Origin of the sequence: Paenibacillus sp. FSL F4-0100, assembly GCF_037993005.1 — a bacterium.
Taxonomy (GTDB): domain Bacteria; phylum Bacillota; class Bacilli; order Paenibacillales; family Paenibacillaceae; genus Paenibacillus_AQ.
The window spans coordinates 6992501-7014942 of sequence record NZ_CP150303.1 but is presented as its reverse complement, the minus strand read 5'-3'; the positions used below and the strand labels follow the sequence as shown (position 1 = coordinate 7014942).

Below are 22442 nucleotides of genomic sequence, written 5' to 3'. Positions count from 1 at the left end.
ATGAAGGCTGTTGCAGTTATTCCAGCAAGGTATGGATCTACACGTTTTCCAGGGAAGCCACTAGCCAACATTAAAGGAAAGGCCATGATTGAGCACGTATACTTAAATGTTCAAAAGGCTGAGTCTATCAGTGAGGTTTGGATTGCAACAGACGACCAGCGAATTATTGATAAAGTAGAGGCGTTTGGAGGTAAGTGTATTCTTACAAGAGGGAACCACCAGACAGGTACTGATCGGATAGCAGAGTGTTTAAGCGCAATTAATGCTGATATTATCATCAATGTCCAAGGGGATGAGCCTCTTATTGATGGAAAGATGTTAGATGAATTGATACAGTCTTTTAAAGACACTCCAGATCTTCAAATGGCTACTTTTAAATCAAAAATTATAGATTCACGAGACGTTGATGATCCCAATGTAGTAAAGGTAATTACTAATAGTGACGGAAAAGCTATCTATTTCTCAAGATCACCAATCCCATATAACAGAGATATGCGTGACGATGTTGCTTATTATAAACATATTGGTGTTTATGCTTATAAAAAGTCATTCTTAAGTGATTTTGTTAAATTGCAGCAGTCCTCATTAGAACTATCTGAATCTCTAGAACAATTGAGAGCGTTGGAAAATGGAATTTCAATAAAAGTTGTAGAGACGGATCATATTCTGATTAGTGTGGATACGCCTGAAGATTTGAAACGAGTAGAAGATTATTTAGATAAAAGCTCGGGTGTAGAATAATGGAGCAAGTTGAGAAATGTTTAATTTGTGAGAAACATCGTCTAGTCAATCACGACGCATTTTTGTATAAAAGCAACTATTGGTTTCTATATGCGGGACCATTTGATTCACAGGTTTTGGGCTATATCTATTTAGAGCCTATAAGACATGTAGAAGAATGGCAAAGTTTTAGTGCTGAGGAACTTGAAGAAATGACCATAATTCTTCCAATGCTAGAGAAAGTACTAAGGAAGATTTCGAAGTTAGAAAGACTCTATACTGTGACAATTAGTGAGGCAGTACGGCATCTTCATATCCATTTAATACCGAGATATCAAAATCAGGAGAAGAAGGGCATAGCGCTGATAGAACAGGCAACACAGCAAAAACCGGATGCTATAGAATTTGATCATTCAAGCTATTATGAGTTTGTCAGTCATTTAAAGAGAGAAATAGCAGTAGAGTATTCTTTAGTAGAAGGGAAAAGTTCATGAAAGCCATAATCCTAGCCGGCGGAACAGGCTCACGCCTCTATCCCTTAACTAAAGTCACCAATAAACACCTTTTGCCAGTAGGAGCATACCCCATGATCTTTCACCCCGTATATAAACTCCGTCAGGCTGGCCTGACGGATATCCTTATTGTGACGGGGAAAGATCACATGGGGGATGTCGTAAACCTATTGGGCAGCGGTAGCGAAATGGGGGTCTCCTTTACATATAAAGTGCAGGATGAAGCAGGAGGCATTGCCCAAGCGTTGAACCTTGCTGAGCAATTTGCAAGTGGCGAATCAGTAGCAGTTATCCTCGGCGATAACGTGTTTGAGGATGACATTTCCACCTATGTGGTCAACTTCCAAAGTCAAAGATCCGGTGCCAAGATCCTAATTAAGGAAGTTTCTGATCCTAACCGTTTTGGTGTTCCAGAAATTCAAGGCAGCCAAATCATTTCCATAGAAGAAAAACCTGAGCAGCCTAAGTCCAATTATGCTGTCACGGGAATATATATGTATGATCATTCGGTTTTTGATATTATCAAGACATTAAAACCGTCAGCTCGTGGAGAACTGGAAATCACAGACGTCAACAATGCATATATTGAACGGGGAGAGCTTACATTCGATGTGTTAGAAGGATGGTGGACAGATGCGGGGACGCTTGCATCGCTTGCTCGGGCCAATGAATTGGCTAGAGATCTTCGATTCGGTGATGATTTTGGAAAACTCAAACTGTAGTTAGGGAGGAATAAAATAATGATTGTAACTCCTTTAAAATTAGCAGATGCTTTTGTACTTGAACCGGTGGTCCACGGCGATCACCGGGGTTTTTTTATGGAGAGTTACAACGACTCGATATTTCAGCAGCATGGCATTAACTACGACTTCATTCAAGATAACCAATCGTTATCTGCTGAAGCTGGTGTTCTGCGAGGGCTTCATTATCAGCTTAATCCTAAAGCACAAACTAAACTCATACGCGTCCTTACAGGAGCAATTTACGATGTTATTGTGGATATTCGTAAAAACTCACCAACCTTCGGTCAATGGATCGGCGTCATTCTAAGTGAACACAACCATCGCCAGCTTCTTGTCCCCAAGGGTTTTGCTCACGGTTTTTGCACGCTCGTACCCAATACCCAGGTTCTTTATAAAGTAGACGAATATTATTCCCCTGAAAACGACCGCGGCATAGTATGGAATGATCCGGCTTTGGGAATTGATTGGCCGACGTCGAATCCGATTCTATCGGATAAAGATCGGACACACCCATTGCTAAAAGACGCAGAGATGAATTTTGACTAGGGGGCAATAAAAATGAAACTTCTTGTTACTGGCGGTGCCGGTTTTATAGGCAGTAACTTTATTCTATATATGATGCAGCAGCATCCAAATTATCAGATCGTGAATATGGACGTTCTTACCTATGCAGGTAACCTGGAAAACTTGAAATCGGTCAAGGATCATCCGAATTACACATTCGTGCAAGCAGACATTGCAGATAAACAGGCGGTCGATGCGATTTTTCAACATCAGATTGATGTAGTTGTTAACTTTGCGGCAGAGTCCCACGTGGATCGCAGTATTCTGGAACCTGAGATTTTCGTTAATACCAATGTCCTTGGGACGCAGGTTCTGTTGGATGCATCCAAGAACTATGGTGTAACTAAGTTTGTTCAAGTTTCTACGGATGAAGTATACGGAACGCTCGGGGAAACCGGCTTGTTTAACGAAACGACGCCTTTGGCACCGAACAGCCCTTATTCTGCCAGTAAAGCAGGCGGCGATTTGCTCGTTAGAGCTTATCATGAGACCTTTGGTCTTCCCGTTAACATCACCCGCTGTTCGAATAACTATGGTCCATACCAATTCCCTGAGAAGCTAATCCCGCTTATGATCTCTCGGGCGCTAAACGACGAATCCCTGCCGATCTATGGGGATGGTTTGAATATCCGGGACTGGTTGTATGTCGAGGATCATTGCAGTGCGATTGATCTCGTTATCCATCAGGGGAAGCTTGGTGAGGTCTACAACATTGGGGGCAATAACGAACGGACGAATCTGCACATCGTAACGACGATCCTGAAAGAGCTCGGGAAGCCTGAATCCTTAATTACTTACGTAGCGGATCGTCCGGGTCATGATCGCCGATACGGCATTGATCCTGCAAAAATCACAAATGAGCTGGGCTGGAAGCCGAAGCATAACTTCGAGACCGGCATTAAGGAAACGATTGAATGGTATTTAAATCATATGGATTGGTGGACTCGCATCCAATCCGGTGCTTACCGGGAGTATATGACTCAGCAGTACGGTAAGCGCTTAGGTGAGGCTGAATGAAGATATTCGTAACTGGGGCGAACGGTCAGTTGGGGCAGGATGTAACACGGTTAATTGCTGCAGCCAGGCATGATGTTGTAGGTTGTGGTAGAGAGGAACTGGATATCACGAATTTAGAGCAATGTGGTCAGGTTATTTCAGCTCATGATCCGGATTTTGTCATCCATTGTGCTGCTTATACCGCAGTGGATGCAGCCGAAAGCGATACGGATGGTGCTTATCTGGTGAATGCCATTGGTACACGAAATATTGCGATATCAGCTGAGAAGGTGGGTGCTGCGGTAGTTTATATTAGTACGGATTATGTATTTAATGGTGCTAGTGAGGCAGCTTATGTTGAGTATGACGAAACCGATCCGCAAACGGTTTACGGCAGAAGCAAGCTTGCGGGAGAGCAGATGATTCGGGATTTTTGTTCCAAGTGGTTTATCGTAAGAACATCCTGGATGTTCGGCCTACATGGGAATAACTTTGTGAAAACAATGATCCGCCTTGGTCAGGAAAAACCGCTGTTAAAGGTGGTCTTCGACCAGAAGGGCTCTCCCACCTACACGGTAGATCTTGCACAGTTCTTGTTAAATCTGATTTCTACAGAGAAATACGGGGTATATCATGCTTCCAACTGTGGCTCTTGTACATGGTATGAATTTACCGAGGCCATTTTTGAAGCAGCCCGTGACCATTTAGGATTAGAGATAACAGCTCAGTTGCAACCTTGCACGACGGCAGAGTTTCCCCGACCCGCTCCGCGTCCGGCTAATTCAACGATGGATCATTTAGCCATCCGGCTAAACCAATTGAAGGATTTACCGCATTGGCGTGAAGGGCTAAAGCAGTTTATGCTGGATATGAAGCAGTACCCTGAACTATACTTAAAGTGAATACAGCGATTTAAGACCTGATCTGTATGATTAGGTCTTTTTTCTTAACCTAATTTCTAGCGAAATAAAGTAATATATAGCTCAAGTTTTTTAACTATGCATAATGTGTTTTTTTCGGAGGTTCCTTTCAATGAATATGAATAAAGTACAAGTATTACTATCCACCTATAACGGCGAACCATATATATCCGAACAAATCCAGAGCATTCTGAGTCAGAGGTATCCAGACATTACCGTTCTGATAAGAGACGATGGTTCCAAGGATCGAACCGTTGAACTTCTGGAAGAACTGATGAAATTACACCCCCATAAGATAAAGCTAATAAAAGGGTCGAACGTTGGTGTTGTGTCTAGTTTCTTTGAACTTCTGCGTGCTGCAGACGCTGAGGCTGATTACTACTGTTTTTGCGACCAGGATGATGTGTGGCTTGATCATAAGGTGGAGAATGCTATAACGAGATTAAATTCCTCCGTACATACCGAAGTACCGGCGATGGTATTTACCCCAACCTATCTTACCGATGACGAGTTGAACCCTAAAGGGATTTGGCCTAAGCCCCCTGCTCAGAAACCATCCTTTTTCAATGCGTTATATGAGAATATCGCTATTGGTGCGACGATCACGATGAACCAATCAGCACGAAAGCTTTTTATGTATAGTAAATCCATGAACAGTGAAAAGGTTCTTATGCACGATTGGTGGTTTTACTTGCTCGTATCCGCATTTGGAACCGTAATCTATGATAACACGCCATCCATGCTGTATCGTCAGCACCGTAACAATGTGGTAGGAGGAAGCAACTCCATCTTCGGCAAGTTGAAGAGCAAATGGGCCAGTTTTAGGAGACATACAGGCAGAGACTTGCTATATAAACAAGCGAGTGAGTTTGATCGAATCTATGGATCACGGTTGACTGGCGTACAGAAAGAGCAGTTGGATTTATTTCTTGCATCTCGCACAAGATTCATAGACAGGTTACATTATGCACGCAAGAGCAAATTGTACAGACAATCCAAGGGAGAGAGTTTGTTGTTTAAGTTTTTTATTTTGATCGGGTTTATATGAGGCTGAATGAAATAGGCAGAGCAAACTTATTCCTTGATATTCCTTCTTCCCCAATGAACTATGCTATAATGTCGATAGATTACTATATTTGTCAGGAGACGTTATGCAATGGATTTAAGCATTTTAATCGTGAACTACAATACCTGTCAGCTGACGGTGGATTGTTTGCGATCCGTGTTTGCATCGGAGACGGAATATACATATGAATTGATTCTGATTGATAACAACTCGAAGGACGAGTCGGTTCAGACCATCCGGGAGTTATTCCCGCAGGTCAAGCTGATCGAGAACACGGAGAATACCGGCTTTGCCAAAGCTAACAATCAGGGGATGGAAGTGGCGGAAGGTCGCTATATGCTGCTGCTAAATTCCGACACGATTATCCAGCAGGATACGATCCAGACGATGGTCGCTTTTATGGACTACAACCCGATCATAGGCGCTTCCGGCTGCAAAATCGTCCTCCCGGACGGCTCACTGGATAAGGCCTGCAAAAGAGGATTTCCAACGCCTTCAGCTTCTTTTTACTATGCATTTGGGCTCAGCAAGCTGTTCCCAAACAAACCGGAGTTTAACCAATATCAGTTGGGGTATTTGAATCCAGATGTAGAGTACCCGGTGGATTGTTTGGTCGGTGCGTTCATGCTGGTTCGCCGCGAGACGATCGAGCAGGTAGGCGGGCTAGATGAGACGTTTTTTATGTATGGAGAAGACATCGACTGGTGTTATCGCATCAAGCAGGCGGGATGGGGAATTCACTATTATCCTCGGACCACGATTATCCATTATAAAGGCGGCAGCGCCCGGCGCAGGCCGTTCAAGATCATTTATGAGTTCCATCGGGCGATGATTCTTTTTCATCGGAAGCATTACCGGCAGAAATACAACATATTCGTTAATGGAGCCGTCTATGCAGGCGTTGGTCTGAAATTGCTCCTATCCTTGCTTATGAACCGGCTTAAGCCTATTCGTCCAGCAACCATAACGCAATCTTCAGGTGGAGTGGAGGTGAAATCATGATCCGCAAGAATCAGGCGCATCTAACAAGATTATATATGATAACGGATTTCGGTTTTATCCAGTTATCCTTTCTACTGGCGTGGTGGCTTAAGTTTGAAAGCGGCTGGATTCATTTCTATAGACCTCTTCCGATGGAGATCTATGCCCTTTGGAGTATCATTTATGGAGCAGTCGCTGTTGCAGTTGGGATCATGATCAGCCTGTACTCCCCGAAGCGCAAAAAGCGCTTTGCCGATGAGTTTATGAAGATTTTCCAAATTCACGCGCTCGGATTATTTGTTCTGCTCAGCTTATTGTTCTTTGTAAAAGAAATGAATATTTCCCGTGGTTATCTTGCCATCTACATGATTCTTAACGTAGCCTTCATTATCCTGTACCGTTATTTCCTTAAGAAATCCCTAAAGCATTTTCGGGAAAAAGGATATAATCGCCAATTCGTGCTCATTGTGGGTGCAGGTACGCTCGGGAAGCGCTTCTTCAAAAATCTGAAGCAATACCCGGAGCTAGGTTATGAAGTCATTGGTTTCCTGGATGATTACCAGCAGTGGGACGAGATCGAAGCCAGACGGCTTAAACCCATTCTCGGCTCGGTCAGCGATCTGCATAAGGTGCTAAACGAAAAACTCGTGGATGAGGTCGTACTAGCACTTCCGCTAAATGCCCACCACAAATACCCGGAGATCATTGCCGCTTGTGAGAAAGCCGGTGTTCGAACGCTGATTATCCCGGACTTTTTCGATTACCTCCCCGCACGGCCGGTGTTTGATAACTTTGCGGGAATGCCAATGATCAACGTGCGCGATATCCCGTTGGATCTTGCGGCAAACCGGCTGTTCAAGCGAGCGTTTGATATTGTATTCGCCTTAGTGGCGATTATTCTGACCCTGCCGGTGATGATCGGGATTTACCTGGGTATTCGTTTGACTTCCCGGGGCCCCGTCATTTTCAAGCAGGAGCGGGTTGGGCTGAACCGCAGAAACTTTTATATGTATAAATTCCGCTCTATGAAGCCACTGCCAGAGGGGGCATCGGATACGGGCTGGACCGTGGAAAATGATCCGCGCCGCACCAAGTTTGGCTCTTTTCTTCGGAAGACCAGTCTGGATGAGCTGCCTCAGTTCTTCAATGTCCTGTTCGGTCATATGAGCGTGGTAGGCCCTAGGCCGGAGCGACCTTATTATGTTGAACAGTTCAAAGAGGAAATTCCAAAGTACATGGTGAAACACCACGTACGCCCGGGCATCACGGGATGGGCGCAGAGTAACGGCCTGCGTGGGGATACTTCGATTGAGGAACGGATCAAGCACGATATTTTCTACATCGAGAATTGGTCCATTCTGTTTGATATCAAAATCATTCTGCGCACGATCCGCAACGGATTCAAGAACGCATACTGATCATAATCGATGTTAACGTCATTTGGCATGAGCCAGATGGCGTTTTTTTGTTGCGTACCTGTCCCAGACGCGTATATGCTTCCCAGGTCCCGACTCACGCAGAAAGATATCGAATGCTGTCGCTTCATGTAAGGCTGTGGCGCCTCTGAGAATAAACATCGGACATTTGATCCATTCATCAAGCCAGAGACATTCATGTGCACCACATCGTACAATAGTCAATCGGATACATTTACAATATATAACTATAATACTATTATAATGAAATAAGAGACTCGTCAATGTCTTCAGTGGTCCATATGTAGGATCGTTAGTACGCAAGGATGATCCAATTCTTGATTTTCTTTGTGAGCTCTAAGTTAATGTTTTTCAAATGACCTTGTTTTCATGTTGTCGCTTCATTTGCCAGATGGGAGTTAACATTCAATATGGGGAGGAATCGAAATGGAACACGCGAAGGTTCAGGATTTCATTGAAAGCAATCAACAGCAATGGGACGAAGAGTATAGATCCAACATGTGGGATTATTTATCGGACATCACGGAATATGCCAGATACTCGGTAGTGTACGGTTACATAAGAAAGTTTATTGGGGACGAGGGCATTTTGGATATGGGATGCGGGGCCGGGATATTGTATGACATGCTCCTTGATGTTGAACAGTTGAATTACACGGGTGTCGACCTGTCCGAAGAAGCGATCAGAATCGCATCTAGCAAAACATCAAGGAACCTATTCCATCGCGCGGACATTAATCATTATGTTCCTCATAAGCGTTACAACGTCATTGTGTTTAATGAGTCATTGCAGTACGTGCCAAACACCCCGAACAAACTGCTAGAATATGCGCGTTACCTGACCCCAGATGGAGTCATCATCTCTTCCCTTTATTCTCACAAGAATACCAAAGATCCTGATTATCTCATGGTAGAGCATAAGATTGGCGAGATTGAAAGCTGCGGATTATTTGATATCGTGGATAAAGTCAGCGTGTTTAACCACAACGCGGGATTGAAATGGTATATTCATCTTTTGAAGGCAAAAAGCTAGTGATCAGCAGTATCCATAAAATCATTCCGTCATTTGGCAGCAGCCGAGTGGCGGTTTTTTGTTTGGCCTACCCTTCAACCGGGTATTTACCTAGCAACAGCGATGAACGATGCAAAGGGTGGGGATACCATGAAACGGATCGCAGCTGTCCTTCTATTATTTTCCGCCATTATGATACTGCTTCAGACTCATCTTGAGATGGATGAGGAAGAACCGCAAGGATTCGCGGCCTATCGCCTGATTGCGCACGCTATGGGAAGTATCGGTGAACAGCCCTATACGAACGCTTATGAAGCCATGGTCGTTAACTACGAGAAAGGCACCCGCGTATTTGAGATTGATTTGATGCTGACAGAGGACCGTAAAGTCGTGGCCAGGCATGAGTGGACGGAGAGCATGACACAGCAGCTAGGCCAGAAGGAAAAACTCCCGGACGATAAGCAGGCAGCCCGTCTGAGCCATGAGGAATTCATTAATACACCGATTTTGGAGCAATACCAACCGATGGATATTGAGGGGATAATGGATATGATGGAGCGTCATCCCGATATCTACATCGTGACAGACACGAAGGAGCAGGAGGATCAGGATATTCAATACCTGTTCACGGAGATTGTAAACGCTGCTAATGAGCGGGACCCGGAACTTCTGGATCGGGTGGTCATCCAAATTTATAATGAGCCCATGCTCGATATGGTTCTGGACATCTATCCGTTTGAGTCAATTATCTATACGCTGTATGCCACGCAGGATTCACCTGCCGAGATCACGGCTTTCGTGCAGGAGAACAACATTGACGCCGTTACCATGCCGGAGTACAAGGTCAGCCCGAATTTCGTAGCCAAGCTGAGGCAAGCGGGTGCCGTGACTTATGTCCACACCATTAATGACACCACGACCGTGAACAATTATGAAAAATGGGGCGTGTACGGCGTTTATTCAGACCTGCTCACAGAGCCGGAGTTGGAGCAGAACAGTTTGAGATATACCATTAAAAAGTGATTGGCATAGAGAGGGCATGGCATTAATTCATGTTGCATGGCCTGTCTATGAAATAGGCTATTCTTCATATAAAGAGATGCTGAACATCGAAGTCCGTTGTCTCCAAAAGAAGACGCGGGCTTTTTCATAATATGAGAAAGTACAAACTTCGAAACATGGCCTACCTTGATATTACATGGAAACCACCATCTAAATGTGGTCTGGGATTGTACGTCGTGCGGTTTGGGATTGTACGTCATGCGGTCTGTGATTGTACGTCGGTAGACGCTTTTCTTAGCGGAGTATCAGCCCTAATCCCTTTTCAGCGGCGCGGTTCGGATATCGGATAAACTGATAAACGACAATTACCAAAAAAATGTTCGTATTTTATGCGAACATAAATTGACTTGCTTACCGTGCTAGCATAGACTTATTTTAGTATAATAGTAACCCGTGAACGTGGAGGAATGACGCTTGAAAGAGATGATACAATCCTGGAGGCATGTGTTTAAGCTGGACCCCGACAAGGAGATCGATGACGAGACCCTTGATGTGGTGTGTTTGTCAGGAACCGATGCTATTATGGTCGGAGGCTCAACCGGAGTCACTTATGAAAATACCGTGGATCTGCTGTCCCGAGTTCGACGTTACGAGCTGCCGTGCGTGCAGGAATTATCCGATTTGGAAGCCGTTGTACCCGGATTTGATCTATATATGGTTCCGATGGTCATGAATACGCAGGATCCAACCTGGATCATGGGCCGGCATCGCGAAGGAATCGAACGCTACGGGTATATGATACCGTGGGATCTGGTTGTAACCGAAGGGTATATCGTGTTGAACGAGAACGCCGCGGTGGCGAAGCTGACCGGAGCAGAGACTTCGATTGATGCGATCGGAGCCGCTGCTTATGCGCAGATTGCGGACAAGCTGATGAATCTTCCGATTGTGTATTTGGAATACAGCGGCGCCTTTGGGGATATGGAAACTGTCCGGACAGTGCACAGATCGCTGGATAACGCCCGTTTGTTCTACGGTGGCGGAATAACGAACGCCCAGCAGGCGTCGGAGGCAGCAGCTATCTCGGATACGATCGTTGTTGGCAACGTTGTGTATGATCATCTGGAGCAGGCGCTCGAGACGGTCAAGGCCGTGAAGGACTGACTGGTCTCGGTTATATGATCCGCTAAAAAATATTGTAATTCATCAATTCAAGCAACGCAGAACTCACAGTGTATTAGATACAGATACGTCGGTAATCTATATTCATATTCATTCTCTTTAAATTTTATCTATCTGCCAGACCCTATCCCATTTTTTCGATTATCATCTTTACACAAGTTTCTCCCTTATCAAATCTACACCTATTAGGAGGCAACACTATGCATTCCATTGATATACACGACGCCGTCAGCCGTCTGAATCCACAGCAGCGTCAAGCCGTTGAAGCAACCGACGGACCGCTGCTCATTATGGCGGGTGCCGGCTCCGGCAAGACGCGGGTGCTGACGCACCGGATCGGTTACTTGATCGCCACTCGTAAAGCCGCACCATGGAGCATCCTTGCGATTACATTTACGAATAAGGCGGCACGCGAAATGCAGGAGCGGGTATCCAAGCTGGTTGGCCGCGAAGGCCAGGATATCTGGGTATCGACGTTCCACTCGATGTGCGTGCGAATTTTGCGTAGAGACATTGAACGGATTGGTTTCACCTCGAATTTCAGTATTTTGGACTCGACGGATCAGCTGTCGGTTATTCGGAACGTAATGAAGCATCACAATATCGATACGAAGAAATTTGAGCCGAAGGCGATTCAAGGGGCCATGAGCGCCGCTAAGAATGAGCTGATATCCCCGCAGCAGTATGAACAGAAAGCCGGAGACTATTTTGAATCCCTTGTAGCCAAGGTATATACCGAATACCAGAAACGCTTGAAGAGCAACAATTCGCTTGATTTTGACGATCTGATCATGACCACGATTCAGCTGTTTAAGGAAGTGCCGGAGGTTCTCGATTTCTACCAGCGCAAATTCCAGTACATTCACGTGGATGAATATCAGGATACCAACCGGGCGCAGTACATGCTCTGCCGGATGCTGGCGGATAGCCATCACCGCATCTGCGTTGTCGGGGACAGCGATCAATCGATCTACCGCTGGCGTGGTGCGGATATTACGAACATCCTGAATTTTGAGCAGGATTACCCTGAGGCGCGGACGATTCTGCTCGAGCAGAATTACCGTTCTACAGCGAACATTTTGAACGCTGCCAACAATGTCATTGGCCTGAACACTGGCCGCAAGCCAAAGAATCTGTGGACCGAGCAAGGTGAAGGACCGAAGATCAAGGTGTTCCGCGGGGATACGGAGCATGATGAGGGGTATTTTGTTACCTCGGAAATTAGCAAGAGCATTAACGCCGGCAAGAGTTATCAGGACCACGCGATTTTGTATCGGACCAATGCGCAGTCCCGGGTTATCGAGGAAATTCTGATCAAGTCGGATATTCCGTACCAGATCGTTGGGGGCATCAAGTTCTACGATCGCAAAGAGATTAAGGACATGCTTGCTTACCTTCGCCTGATTTCCAACCCGGACGACGATATTAGTTTAACGCGGATCATTAATGTGCCAAAAAGAAGCATCGGCGACACAACCGTCGGGAAGCTGGCTGCTGCAGCCGCAGAGCGGGGCATCTCGATCTTCCGCGTGCTGGAAATCGTTGACGATCTCGGCTTTGCCGGACGGACGCGCAATGCGCTAGTGGGCTTCTACGACATGATTGCTGCGCTCAGCCGAATGGTTGAGTTTCTGTCGGTCACCGAGCTTACTGAAAAAATATTGGAAATGTCCGAATACCGCCTCGAGCTGCAAAACGAGAATACGATCGAATCCAGATCCCGCCTTGAGAACATCGACGAGTTCCTGTCGGTGACGCAAGAGTTCGAGAAGAACAACGAGGATAAGTCGCTCATCTCCTTCCTCACAGATCTTGCTTTGATTGCGGACATCGACTCGATGAACGATGACGAAGAAGATCGCGATGATGCTGTCGTGCTCATGACCATGCACAGTGCCAAAGGCTTGGAGTTCCCAGTCGTGTTCATCATCGGCATGGAGGAAGGGGTATTCCCGCACAGCCGTGCCTTTATGGATAATGAAGAGCTGGAAGAGGAGCGCCGACTTGCCTATGTCGGTATCACACGTGCGGAGAAGCAGCTGTTCCTGTCGTGTGCGCGCATGCGTACGCTATTTGGCCGTACGACGGCGAACCCGCCTTCACGATTCCTGGAGGAAATTCCGGAAGAGCTGAAGGAAGACACCCAGATGGCGAATGACCGATACCGCCGCGGCGGCGGTAGCAATGTGGGCGGATCTTACGCTGGGCGCGGCTTCGGCGGCGGTGGAGGCAGCAACTTCGGCGGTGGACGCAACGTGGACCTCTCCCTTAGCGGATCGACCGCTTCCGCCCAAGCCGCACCGAAGAGCCGGGTGACCATGACAACCGGTGCGCCATCCCGTTCGGCAGCTTCTTCGGACAGCGGTGGTTTTAAAGCTGGTGACAAAGTAGCCCATGGCAAATGGGGAACCGGTACGATTGTAGCGGTCAAAGGCAGTGGCAATGACATGGAATTGCAGATTGCATTCCCGGCGCCTGTGGGTGTGAAACGTCTGCTTGCCGGCTTCGCGCCGATTACGAAGGTGGAATAAGGGTTACAACTTATATTATTGAAGGAGGATTGCCCCTGCATGGATTTCAAGGAAAAGATGGAGAAGCTCATTGCGGAGTTGAACAATTACAATTACCATTACTACACGCTGGATCAACCGCTTGTAAGCGACAAGGAGTATGACGCCCTGTACGACCAGCTGGTAGCGTTGGAGGCGGAGACCGGCGTGACGCTTCCGGATTCTCCGACCCAGCGGGTGGGCGGGGAGATTCTGAAAGGTTTTGCCCCGCACCGCCATTTGGCTCCGTTATGGAGCCTTGATAAGGCTCAGAACATCGAGCAGCTCCGTACCTGGCACGATCGCGTCGTCAGGCTGGTCAATGACTACAATACGAAGAATCCCGGCAATCCTCTCAAGGCGCCTTGTTATGCACTGGAGCTGAAGTTTGACGGGTTGACGCTGAATCTGACTTATCAGAACGGTAAGCTGGTTCAAGCGTCGACACGGGGCAACGGTGCGGTTGGCGAGGGCATTTTGGCTCAGGTGAAAACCATCAAATCGGTGCCGATGACGATCCCGTACGCGGAAGGTACGATTGAAGTGCAGGGCGAAGGCATCATGAACCTGTCCGTGTTGGAAAAATACAATCAAACCGCGGCCGAGCCGCTCAAGAACGCGCGTAATGCCGCCGCAGGGGCGCTCCGCAATCTTAATCCGAGGGTGACGGCCGAGCGTAAGCTGAACGCCTACTTCTATAATGTAGGTTATTCGGATGGAATCACCTTTGCCGATCACAAGGAAATGATGGATTTCCTGCGCGAGAACCGACTCAAGGTCAATCCGTACATTTTCTATTTTGAGCAGTTTGATGACGTGATGGAGCAATTGGCCGATATCGAGAAGCGTCGTTCCGAGCTCGATTATCTCATTGATGGGGCGGTTGTGAAGGTGACCGACTTCCGTATTCGCGAAGCTCTTGGTTATACCGACAAGTTCCCGCGCTGGGCAGTCGCTTACAAATTCGAAGCGGAAGAAACCACGACCGTGCTGCAGTCGGTAACCTGGAATGTGGGACGGACCGGAAAAATCACGCCATTAGCGCGTGTGGAGCCTGTTGAGCTTGCCGGAGTTACCGTACAAAATTGTACGCTGAACAATATCGGGGATATTGAGCGCAAGAACCTTAAGTTCGCGCTGGGCTCTCGAGTCTTTATTCGCCGTTCGAATGACGTCATTCCCGAGATCCTCGGCAAAGTAACGGAGGAGCAGGATGGGGAAGAGATATTGTTCCCGGATCAATGCCCATCCTGCGGTTTCCCGTTGGAGCAGCGCGGCGCTCATCTCTTCTGCAACAACAAGACCGGGTGCAAGCCGCAAATCGTGGCCCGCATCACGCATTTTGCTTCCAGGGATGCCATGGACATTGAAACGTTTAGCGACAAGACTGCGATCCAGTTATACGACGAACTGGGTGTGAGAGAACCGGCAGATCTTTATACGTTATCTTTTGATAGTTTGCTGAAGCTCGAGCGCTTCGGTGAGAAAAAAGCCCAGAATCTGCTGGATGCCATCGAGAAAAGCAAGGAGCGGGATCTTGCATCCTTCCTCTTTGCACTGGGTATTCCGAATACCGGCAAATCTACAACCAAAATGCTGGCCGATCATTACCGTGGTTTGGACCGCGTGATGGCGGCAACCGCAGAAGAATTGGTCGAGCTGCCGGACGTAGGCGGCATCGTGGCCGAAAGTATCGCTGGATACTTCGCGGATCCGTTTGCGCAAGCGAGCATTCAGAAGATGCTTTCGCTGGGTGTCCAGGCGAAAGCGCCGGAAGCACCGAAGCCAGTTAGCACCGATTCCTATTTCAGCGGCAAGACGGTCGTGCTGACAGGGACCCTCCATCTGCTGACCCGTGAAGAGGCAACGGAACGCTTGGAAGCGCTCGGTGCCAAAGTCACCGGCAGCGTGTCCAAGAAAACCGACCTCCTCATTGCAGGCGAAAAAGCCGGCAGCAAGCTGACCAAAGCCCAGCAGCTCGGCATCGACATCCTGGAGGATGAAGAAGAGTTTGTGCGGTTGCTGAACGAATCATCGAATTGACTGGATATATCTTGCAGAATCAGTTGCACCGCTTAGAAACCGAGGCTATTTCATAGTCTCGGTTTTTCTTTTTCCTCGATTTCATTTCTCCCCCCTTACCTCCTATGTAAGCCTTAATTCCCTTGAATTTATGATGTTTCCTGGCATTCGTCAAAACCTCCTATACAATCGACTGGATTTAACAAAAACATACAGAAAAGGATGAAGGAATCTAATTTCAGATTCTCGAATAATTTACCACGGGTCAGTCTTATGCGGAAAGGAGTGGATACCATCGATAGGCAGCACAGTTATGCTGATGACATCCCAGACCCTGAATTGATTGAGAAATCTAATTTTTTGGGAGGGGCAAAGCCTTGAGTAAAAAGTTATGGTCCGCACTACTAAGTTTTATATTGATGCTATCATTGATTGCACCAGCGGCTGGGGCCGCTCCGGCAGAACGGCAGATCGAACTGGGCAATCAGCTCAGTGCCGATGAAGCAAGGCAGTTAAAGGATATTCTAAAACAGAGAGCAAAGCTAGCGGAGTTTCCCAAGCTTGATCAAAGTCTACAGAAGTCTGCTGGGGGTCCAGCAAGAGTCATCGTAGAGTTATCTACTGAGCCAGTGGCTTTGGCAAAAGGCCTATCCTCCATTCAGGGCCAATCTTTTAGCTCTTCGGCAGAGGCGAAGGTCGAAGCCCAGGTACAATTGGAGCAGCAGACTTTTATTCGCAGTCTGGACACGAAGAATATATCACACGAAATTTCGAACCAATACAGTTACGCATTCAATGGGGTGTCCATGGAGATCGATGGCAGCAAGGTTGAAGCGCTGCTTGATATTCCAGGCGTTTTAGGCGTTTATCCCGATCTGGAGGTAACGGTTGGACCGAAGGGCGAAGTGAATCCATATATGAAAGATACGGGGCCATTCATCGGTGCTCCGGAAGTATGGGATCTCGGATATACAGGTAAAGGCATTAAAGTCGGCGTTATTGATACAGGTATTGATTATGTTCACCCTGTCCTGAAAGATGCTTATAAGGGCGGATATGACTTCGTTGACAATGATAATGATCCATATGAGACTACTCCAGTCGACTGGGAAAATGACCCTTCTAATCCTCCAGAGGTCGATGACAGGGGAAGTACGTATTGGACGGATCATGGAACGCACGTAGCGGGTACCATCGGAGCCCGCGATGTCGGCGAATATGGAGTCGTAGGCATTGCGCCGGGCGCGGATATCTATGCTTACCGCGTTCTTGGGCCCTACGGAAGCGGCTATTCCAGCTGGGTGCTTGGAGGTATTGACCGCTCCGTGCAGGATGGGATGGATGTAATCAACCTCTCGCTTGGTAATTCCCGCAATGACCCGGATTATGTAACATCCGTAGCACTCAACAATGCTGCGCTGGCTGGTGTCACGCCAGTCGTTGCAAGCGGAAATACAGGGCCAAACCGCTGGACGGTTGGATCACCGGGGGCGGCGGCTTTTCCGATAACGGTAGGAAACTCTACAGGTCCAAGTGACGAAATTGCGGCAACATCGCACTTTTTCACGGATGGGGAAATGCCAGAAGGCCCAACTAAAACCAATGAGGGCACGTTGGAACCTGGAGCGGAGCCAACACAACCCGTGACGCCTGAAGTGAAGAAGGATTTAGGAGCACAGGCAGACGAAGCGGCTGGGCCAACATCGACGGAAGTTGCATCACCAATCGATGAGACTGCAACTTCCGTCGATACGGAGCAGGATTCCAATCCAGTTCAAACGGGAGATGGTGCAGAAGAGGAGTCTGTCACAGATGAAGTGCCTGTTGAATCTGTCAAGGATGTAGAAGTGCCTCCGGCAGATGATGTCACTCCGATTACTGTGGTAGATGCTACGTATAAGCTTGAATTAATGGCTTGGAACCTGGCTGAGGACCCAGAAGTCGTCCTTGATGGAGATTTTGGACTTTTTTATGCGGATCTGGGTAAGCCAGAGGACTTCGCAGATAAAGACGTAGCAGGTAAAATCGCTTTGATTAAACGCGGCGAACTCGCCTTTGTCGATAAGATTGCCAATGCGAAAGCAGCAGGCGCGACGGGTGTCATCGTATTCAACCAGAACCCTGGCCCAATCGGCGTCTTGCTTGGGGACAGCTTCTCCTTCATTCCAACCTTTAGTATGAGTAAAGAAGACGGCGATTATATCAAATCGCTGCTCGATGCCAACCCGGATCTGAAAGTGAAGTTTTCGGATTTTATTAAAAACCGAACCGCAGGCGATGAGATTAATGATTCCAGCTCCAGAGGCCCGGCTAAAAAGACGCTTGACATCAAGCCTGACGTGGTAGCACCGGGAACAAGCATTTTGTCATCCGTTCCGGCATACGGAAGGGACATTCCAGAAGCAGATTACAGTCAATCCTATGATCGTTTAACAGGTACTAGTATGGCATCCCCGCATGTGGCAGGGCTTGCAGCTCTCATTTTGGAGAAACACAACGATTGGACTCCATTCGATGTCAAAGTCGCACTGATGAACAACGCCAAAGTACTGAATACCGAGTCTTACGACGTAACGGATCAAGGGGCCGGGCGCGTACAAGCACTCAATACGATCCAGGCAGAGGCTCTGGTGAAGGTTCTGGACAAAACTTCGTATCAGGAGAACGGAACAAGTAAAGAGCAGGATAATATTACGGGAAGCATTAACTTCGGTAATTTTACAGGAGCAACCGCACAAACTGTTCAGAAGAAAATAAAAGTTGAGCAGATTGGTGACATTGGTGGTCAGTTTGAGGTTGAGGTTAGTACAACTCAATCTACCCCTGGAGTAGCTGTTACGGTGGATCAACCTTCTTTTGATTTAAGTGGCGAGAAAGAACTGGTTGTAACGCTTCAAGTTCCGGCAGGTGTATCCGGGGTTTCAGAGCAGCAGGGCTACATTATTTTCAAAAATGATACTCGTACTTACTCTGTACCCTATGTAGCTTACTTTAATCTGGAAATGACCGGTGTCAAATATACCAAGGTTTACAGTGAGACCGAGAACTATCTGGCGCACTTCCCTCTGAACGAACAAGGAGAACTAGGTGAACTGAGTGTAGGTTTTGAATTCTATAATCCTATGGGAATCGTCATCGTAGATTTGTATGATAGCCTTCACCCAGAATCAGGACCAGATCAAGATGGAGTGATTGGGCAAATTTTTGGTACGGATGAGTATCTCTTTAATGCTAATACGGAATATACACTCGACTGGGATGGGGAGTACCACAACTATTCATCCGAGGAAATCGAAGAGGTTAAAGACGGCTTGTACTCGGTTGAGCTTCTCTCTCTCGGCACTAATGGGAATATTTATTCTGATTACGCCACAATTCCATTCTTCGTGAAGAGAACGGCACCAGAGATCAAAACCGAGCTTGTTGTCAAAATCTCCGGTAAGAACAATCCCGCATTAACCGGCAAGGTCGATGACCTCTATGTAACGGCTGCCCCAGCAATGTGGGATGAATGGATGATTGATTTTGACGTCAGTGAATGGATGGATGCCACTTATGTTATTAAAAGAGCTAATAAAACGGTAGCGAAGGAAGGCAGCTTTGATGTCGAGCAGGATGGTTCCTTTAACATTGCATTAGATGGATTGTCTTCTGGCAATTACACTGTCGAGCTTTCCGTCAAAGACCATCAAGGACTTCAAGGAAAAGCCTCCGTATCTTTGCAGCTGACGGGAGCGCCTGGACCAGGCAACCCGGATCCAGGTAACCCAGGCGGCGGATCCGGCGGCGGAGGTGGAGGAGGCTCGTCATCCGGTGGCGGTTCCACAGGAACTCCGTCCACTCCGGCACCTGAAGTATCAGGTGATGCCAAAGTAACCACGAAGAAAAATGCGGATGGTACCGAGTCCGCAACGGCTGCTCTGTCTGAAGCTGCTGTTGCAGCAGGAATTACCGGAGACGGCAAAGAAGTGAAGCTGGATGTATCGAAGCTGGATTTCAGCAAATACAGCGATGTGGCCCTTACCCTCGTTAAGGCCGCTGTGGATAAACTGAAAGCATCCGGCAAACCGCTTGTTATTACAGGTAACGGCTTTTCCCTGACTGTGCCTGCTGATGCCTTGGATGATTTCACAACGAGCAGCGGATTTAGCCTAACGGTTTCTGTAGCTGCAAGCAAAGCAGAATCCGGAAAAGCCTTGAACGCTTTATCCCCGATCGTTTCGGTCAAACATGGGGACAAGTTTAAACATCCGCTTTTGCTGACATTGAACTATGACCCAACAAAAGTGAAGGATTCGCGTAAAGTAGGTGCCTACCTGCAGTCGGAACAAGGAAACCTGCAATCCGCAGGATTGCTGCAATCGGCTGCGCGCGGATCGATCACGTTCCGTGTTAACGGTCCAGGATCTTATGTGGCTGCCGAGAATAACGTGACCTTTAACGACATCGCCAGCCACTGGGCTAAGGATGAGATCGAGGTTGCTGCCTCGCAGCATATCACGAACGGTACAGGTGCAGGTCGCTTCTCTCCAAACAATGCGGTGACCCGTGCCGAATTTGCTACATTGCTTGATCGTATTTTCGAGACAGGCATCGATTGGGAAACACGCAGCAAAGAAGCGGGAGCGAAAAATCCTCTGACCCGTGAAGACATGGTAGTCATGATTGCGGATGCGCTGAAGATTGATTCCGAAGCAGGCTCATTGTCATTTAACGATACGAATCTGATTTCGGAGGATGCACGTGCGGCCGTAGCTTTTGCTGTGAACGAAGGTCTGGTGAAGGGAGTAAACGGCAACCGCTTCGCACCGGGTGAGACTTCCACTCGGGCTCAGGTCTCTGTGATTGTGTACCGTTTGCTCGAGTATCTGAACAAGATCTAAATTCGACAGGGTCGAATTTCACTTATAAGAAGGGTTTAAAGCAATGGGGAGTTGTCCTATGGTTTTTCTTAAACCAGGATAGCTCCCTTTTTATTGATGAGATAAATATTTTGATTTTTAATTTACCGGATGTACTATATTTTTGGCAGAGAGTTGGTAGTTATGAAGAATAAAAAATGGTTAGGTTATATCCCCGTATTGATCTTACCGTTGTTTCTTATCATTTTGGTATTAAAAGGCTTGATTCAGTCCAACGGGGGAACGGAAGGTCTCTGCTTAACGATCGAGTGGCTGACGAAGTACGTGCTTCCATGGATATTCCTATACTGGTTTATCAAACTCGTTAGAAAAATAAAATAAAAAACACTCACCAGATGCACGCAAAGTGCGGCCGATGAGTGTCTTTTTTATATGTCGATTAATCCCTCGCCCACTGGTCCAGTTTGTCATCACCGGGAAGAAGCAGGGCAAGCAGACCAAGCAGCGGCAGGAAGCCGATGGCGATCATGACATTGCCGATTCCCCAAGCATCCCCGAGATTACCGAGCACAAGCGAACCGATCCCGCCCATGCCAAAAGCAAATCCCGTAATCAGTCCGGATACCGTACCGATATTGCCAGGATGCAGCAATTGGGCATATACAACGGTAACTGAGAAACTGGATAATAGGACAAATCCGCCGATGAGCAGCAATACAGCCGCCCAGAATGGCGAGGCGAACGGCAGAATCAACGCAATGGGTGCCGTACCGATCATGGAGAGCATGATCATATTGCGGCGGCCAAAGCGGTCGGCCAGTGGACCGCCGAAGAAGGTGCCTACAGCTCCGGAAGCGAGAAACAGAAAAATATAGATCTGAGCATTATCAATCGTGATCTTGTATGCATCCATGAGGTAGAAGGCATAATAGCTGCTAATGGCTGCGCCATACCAGGAGCGGATAAACACGAGAATGACGAGCACCAGCGTTGCATTGCGTACGCTCTTGCGGCGGGCGGGATCGAGCATGCGCCCGGCAGCTTTCTTTTTAAATGTGTAACCAGCCTTCAGCATGCCGTGATACCAATGCGCAACATAGGATTGCACGATGATACCAGCCGCAGCAACGAAGGTGAAACCGATCGCGCCAAACTGTCCGAACGGTACGAAAATGTATCTTGTCAGGAGCGGAGCAAGTGACTGTCCGGCATTGCCCCCTACTTGAAAGATCGATTGGGATAACCCTTTTCGCATACCTGCAGCCATATGAGCGACCCGCATTCCCTCAGGGTGGAAGGTCGCCGAGCCTAATCCGATCAGAACGACCGCGAATAGAACCAAAAGATATGTATGTGCATATGCAAGAATAAAAACGCCTGCAAACGTGAAACACATACCGATCGGAAGCAAAATCGGTGTCGGCCTTCGATCCGCGGCATACCCGATAACCGGCTGAATGATAGATGATGTGAAGTTGATAGCAAAGGAGATCCAACCGATCTGAGTAAAGGTAAGCAGCAGATTATCCTTTAATATAGGAAAGATAGCAGGGATCACGGACTGAATCGAATCATTAAACAAATGCACGAAACTGATGGCGATCAGAATTTTATATACGGTGGCTTGATGTGCTTCTCCATGCGCAGGACTTGGAGTATCTTTGGGCTTTTGGAGAGCGATGCTTTTGTCTGCCATTCGGCGAACTCCTTTCTTATTAGATGTAGTCGGGCTTTAGAAAAGCGATGAACTAACCTTAAAACCTTTTTTATGGGAAATCAATTACATTTCGAGATGATACTTCATGAATTTGAGGTCTATATTTGGAGCACATCTATAGCGAGGCAGCTGACAGATTGGGTTACATATCGATCTCTA

The 22442-nt window shown here is 47.4% G+C and carries 17 protein-coding genes; 16 read left to right on the top strand and 1 reads right to left on the bottom strand.

Going from position 1 to position 22442, the window contains the following annotated elements; translation table 11 throughout:
- From kdsB to MHH48_RS31915, 16 genes are all read left to right on the top strand, one after another.
- The gene (gene kdsB / locus MHH48_RS31990; RefSeq protein ID WP_076326470.1) at positions 1-741 is read left to right on the top strand and encodes a 3-deoxy-manno-octulosonate cytidylyltransferase; all 741 of its coding nucleotides are present in this window, start codon (positions 1-3) and stop codon (positions 739-741) included.
- Positions 741-1214, top strand: a complete 474-nt coding sequence (locus MHH48_RS31985; RefSeq protein ID WP_076326471.1) for an HIT domain-containing protein — start codon at positions 741-743, stop codon at positions 1212-1214. Before kdsB ends, MHH48_RS31985 begins: the two co-directional genes overlap by 1 nt.
- Positions 1211-1954 carry a sugar phosphate nucleotidyltransferase gene (locus tag MHH48_RS31980; RefSeq protein WP_076326472.1) on the top strand — a complete coding sequence of 248 codons (744 nt, stop codon included), beginning with the start codon at positions 1211-1213 and terminating at the stop codon, positions 1952-1954. The genes MHH48_RS31985 and MHH48_RS31980 overlap by 4 nt, the downstream gene beginning before the upstream one ends.
- An 18-nt stretch (positions 1955-1972) precedes the next feature.
- On the top strand, positions 1973-2521 hold the full coding sequence (gene rfbC, locus MHH48_RS31975; RefSeq protein ID WP_076326473.1) for a dTDP-4-dehydrorhamnose 3,5-epimerase: 549 nt from the start codon (positions 1973-1975) through the stop codon (positions 2519-2521).
- 12 nt (positions 2522-2533) lie between these two features.
- Positions 2534-3556, top strand: coding sequence for a dTDP-glucose 4,6-dehydratase (gene rfbB / locus MHH48_RS31970; protein ID WP_076326474.1), 1023 nt, complete (start codon positions 2534-2536; stop codon positions 3554-3556).
- Positions 3553-4437 (top strand): dTDP-4-dehydrorhamnose reductase, encoded by an 885-nt coding sequence (rfbD, locus tag MHH48_RS31965; RefSeq protein WP_076326475.1) that lies wholly within the window; start codon positions 3553-3555, stop codon positions 4435-4437. Before rfbB ends, rfbD begins: the two co-directional genes overlap by 4 nt.
- 130 nt (positions 4438-4567) lie before the next feature.
- Positions 4568-5503, top strand: coding sequence for a glycosyltransferase family 2 protein (locus MHH48_RS31960; protein WP_256720871.1), 936 nt, complete (start codon positions 4568-4570; stop codon positions 5501-5503).
- A gap of 108 nt (positions 5504-5611) precedes the next feature.
- The gene (locus MHH48_RS31955; protein ID WP_076326476.1) at positions 5612-6523 is read left to right on the top strand and encodes a glycosyltransferase family 2 protein; all 912 of its coding nucleotides are present in this window, start codon (positions 5612-5614) and stop codon (positions 6521-6523) included.
- Positions 6520-7920 carry an undecaprenyl-phosphate glucose phosphotransferase gene (locus MHH48_RS31950; RefSeq protein WP_076326477.1) on the top strand — a complete coding sequence of 467 codons (1401 nt, stop codon included), beginning with the start codon at positions 6520-6522 and terminating at the stop codon, positions 7918-7920. The genes MHH48_RS31955 and MHH48_RS31950 overlap by 4 nt, the downstream gene beginning before the upstream one ends.
- A 444-nt stretch (positions 7921-8364) precedes the next feature.
- Positions 8365-8970: a methyltransferase domain-containing protein gene (locus MHH48_RS31945; protein ID WP_076326478.1), complete on the top strand. Its 606-nt coding sequence runs from the start codon at positions 8365-8367 to the stop codon at positions 8968-8970.
- A 129-nt stretch (positions 8971-9099) separates the two neighbouring features.
- Positions 9100-9972, top strand: a complete 873-nt coding sequence (locus MHH48_RS31940) for a phosphatidylinositol-specific phospholipase C/glycerophosphodiester phosphodiesterase family protein (RefSeq protein WP_076326479.1) — start codon at positions 9100-9102, stop codon at positions 9970-9972.
- 453 nt (positions 9973-10425) lie between these two features.
- Entirely contained in the window at positions 10426-11115 is a 690-nt protein-coding gene (locus tag MHH48_RS31935; protein ID WP_076326480.1) for a heptaprenylglyceryl phosphate synthase, read from the top strand.
- A 218-nt stretch (positions 11116-11333) separates the two neighbouring features.
- Positions 11334-13664, top strand: a complete 2331-nt coding sequence (pcrA, locus tag MHH48_RS31930; RefSeq protein ID WP_076326481.1) for a DNA helicase PcrA — start codon at positions 11334-11336, stop codon at positions 13662-13664.
- 39 nt (positions 13665-13703) lie between these two features.
- The gene (ligA, locus tag MHH48_RS31925; protein ID WP_076326482.1) at positions 13704-15725 is read left to right on the top strand and encodes an NAD-dependent DNA ligase LigA; all 2022 of its coding nucleotides are present in this window, start codon (positions 13704-13706) and stop codon (positions 15723-15725) included.
- Between the two features lie 356 nt (positions 15726-16081).
- Complete coding sequence (locus tag MHH48_RS31920; protein ID WP_076326483.1) at positions 16082-20587, top strand: S8 family serine peptidase; 4506 nt, start codon at positions 16082-16084, stop codon at positions 20585-20587.
- 162 nt (positions 20588-20749) lie between these two features.
- Entirely contained in the window at positions 20750-20947 is a 198-nt protein-coding gene (locus MHH48_RS31915; RefSeq protein ID WP_076326484.1) for a hypothetical protein, read from the top strand.
- A 58-nt stretch (positions 20948-21005) separates the two neighbouring features.
- Here MHH48_RS31915 and MHH48_RS31910 read toward each other — a convergent pair whose 3' ends face one another.
- A complete protein-coding gene (locus MHH48_RS31910) occupies positions 21006-22262 on the bottom strand; it encodes an MFS transporter (RefSeq protein WP_076326485.1) in 1257 nt (418 codons plus the stop codon).
- Positions 22263-22442 lie beyond the last annotated feature (180 nt).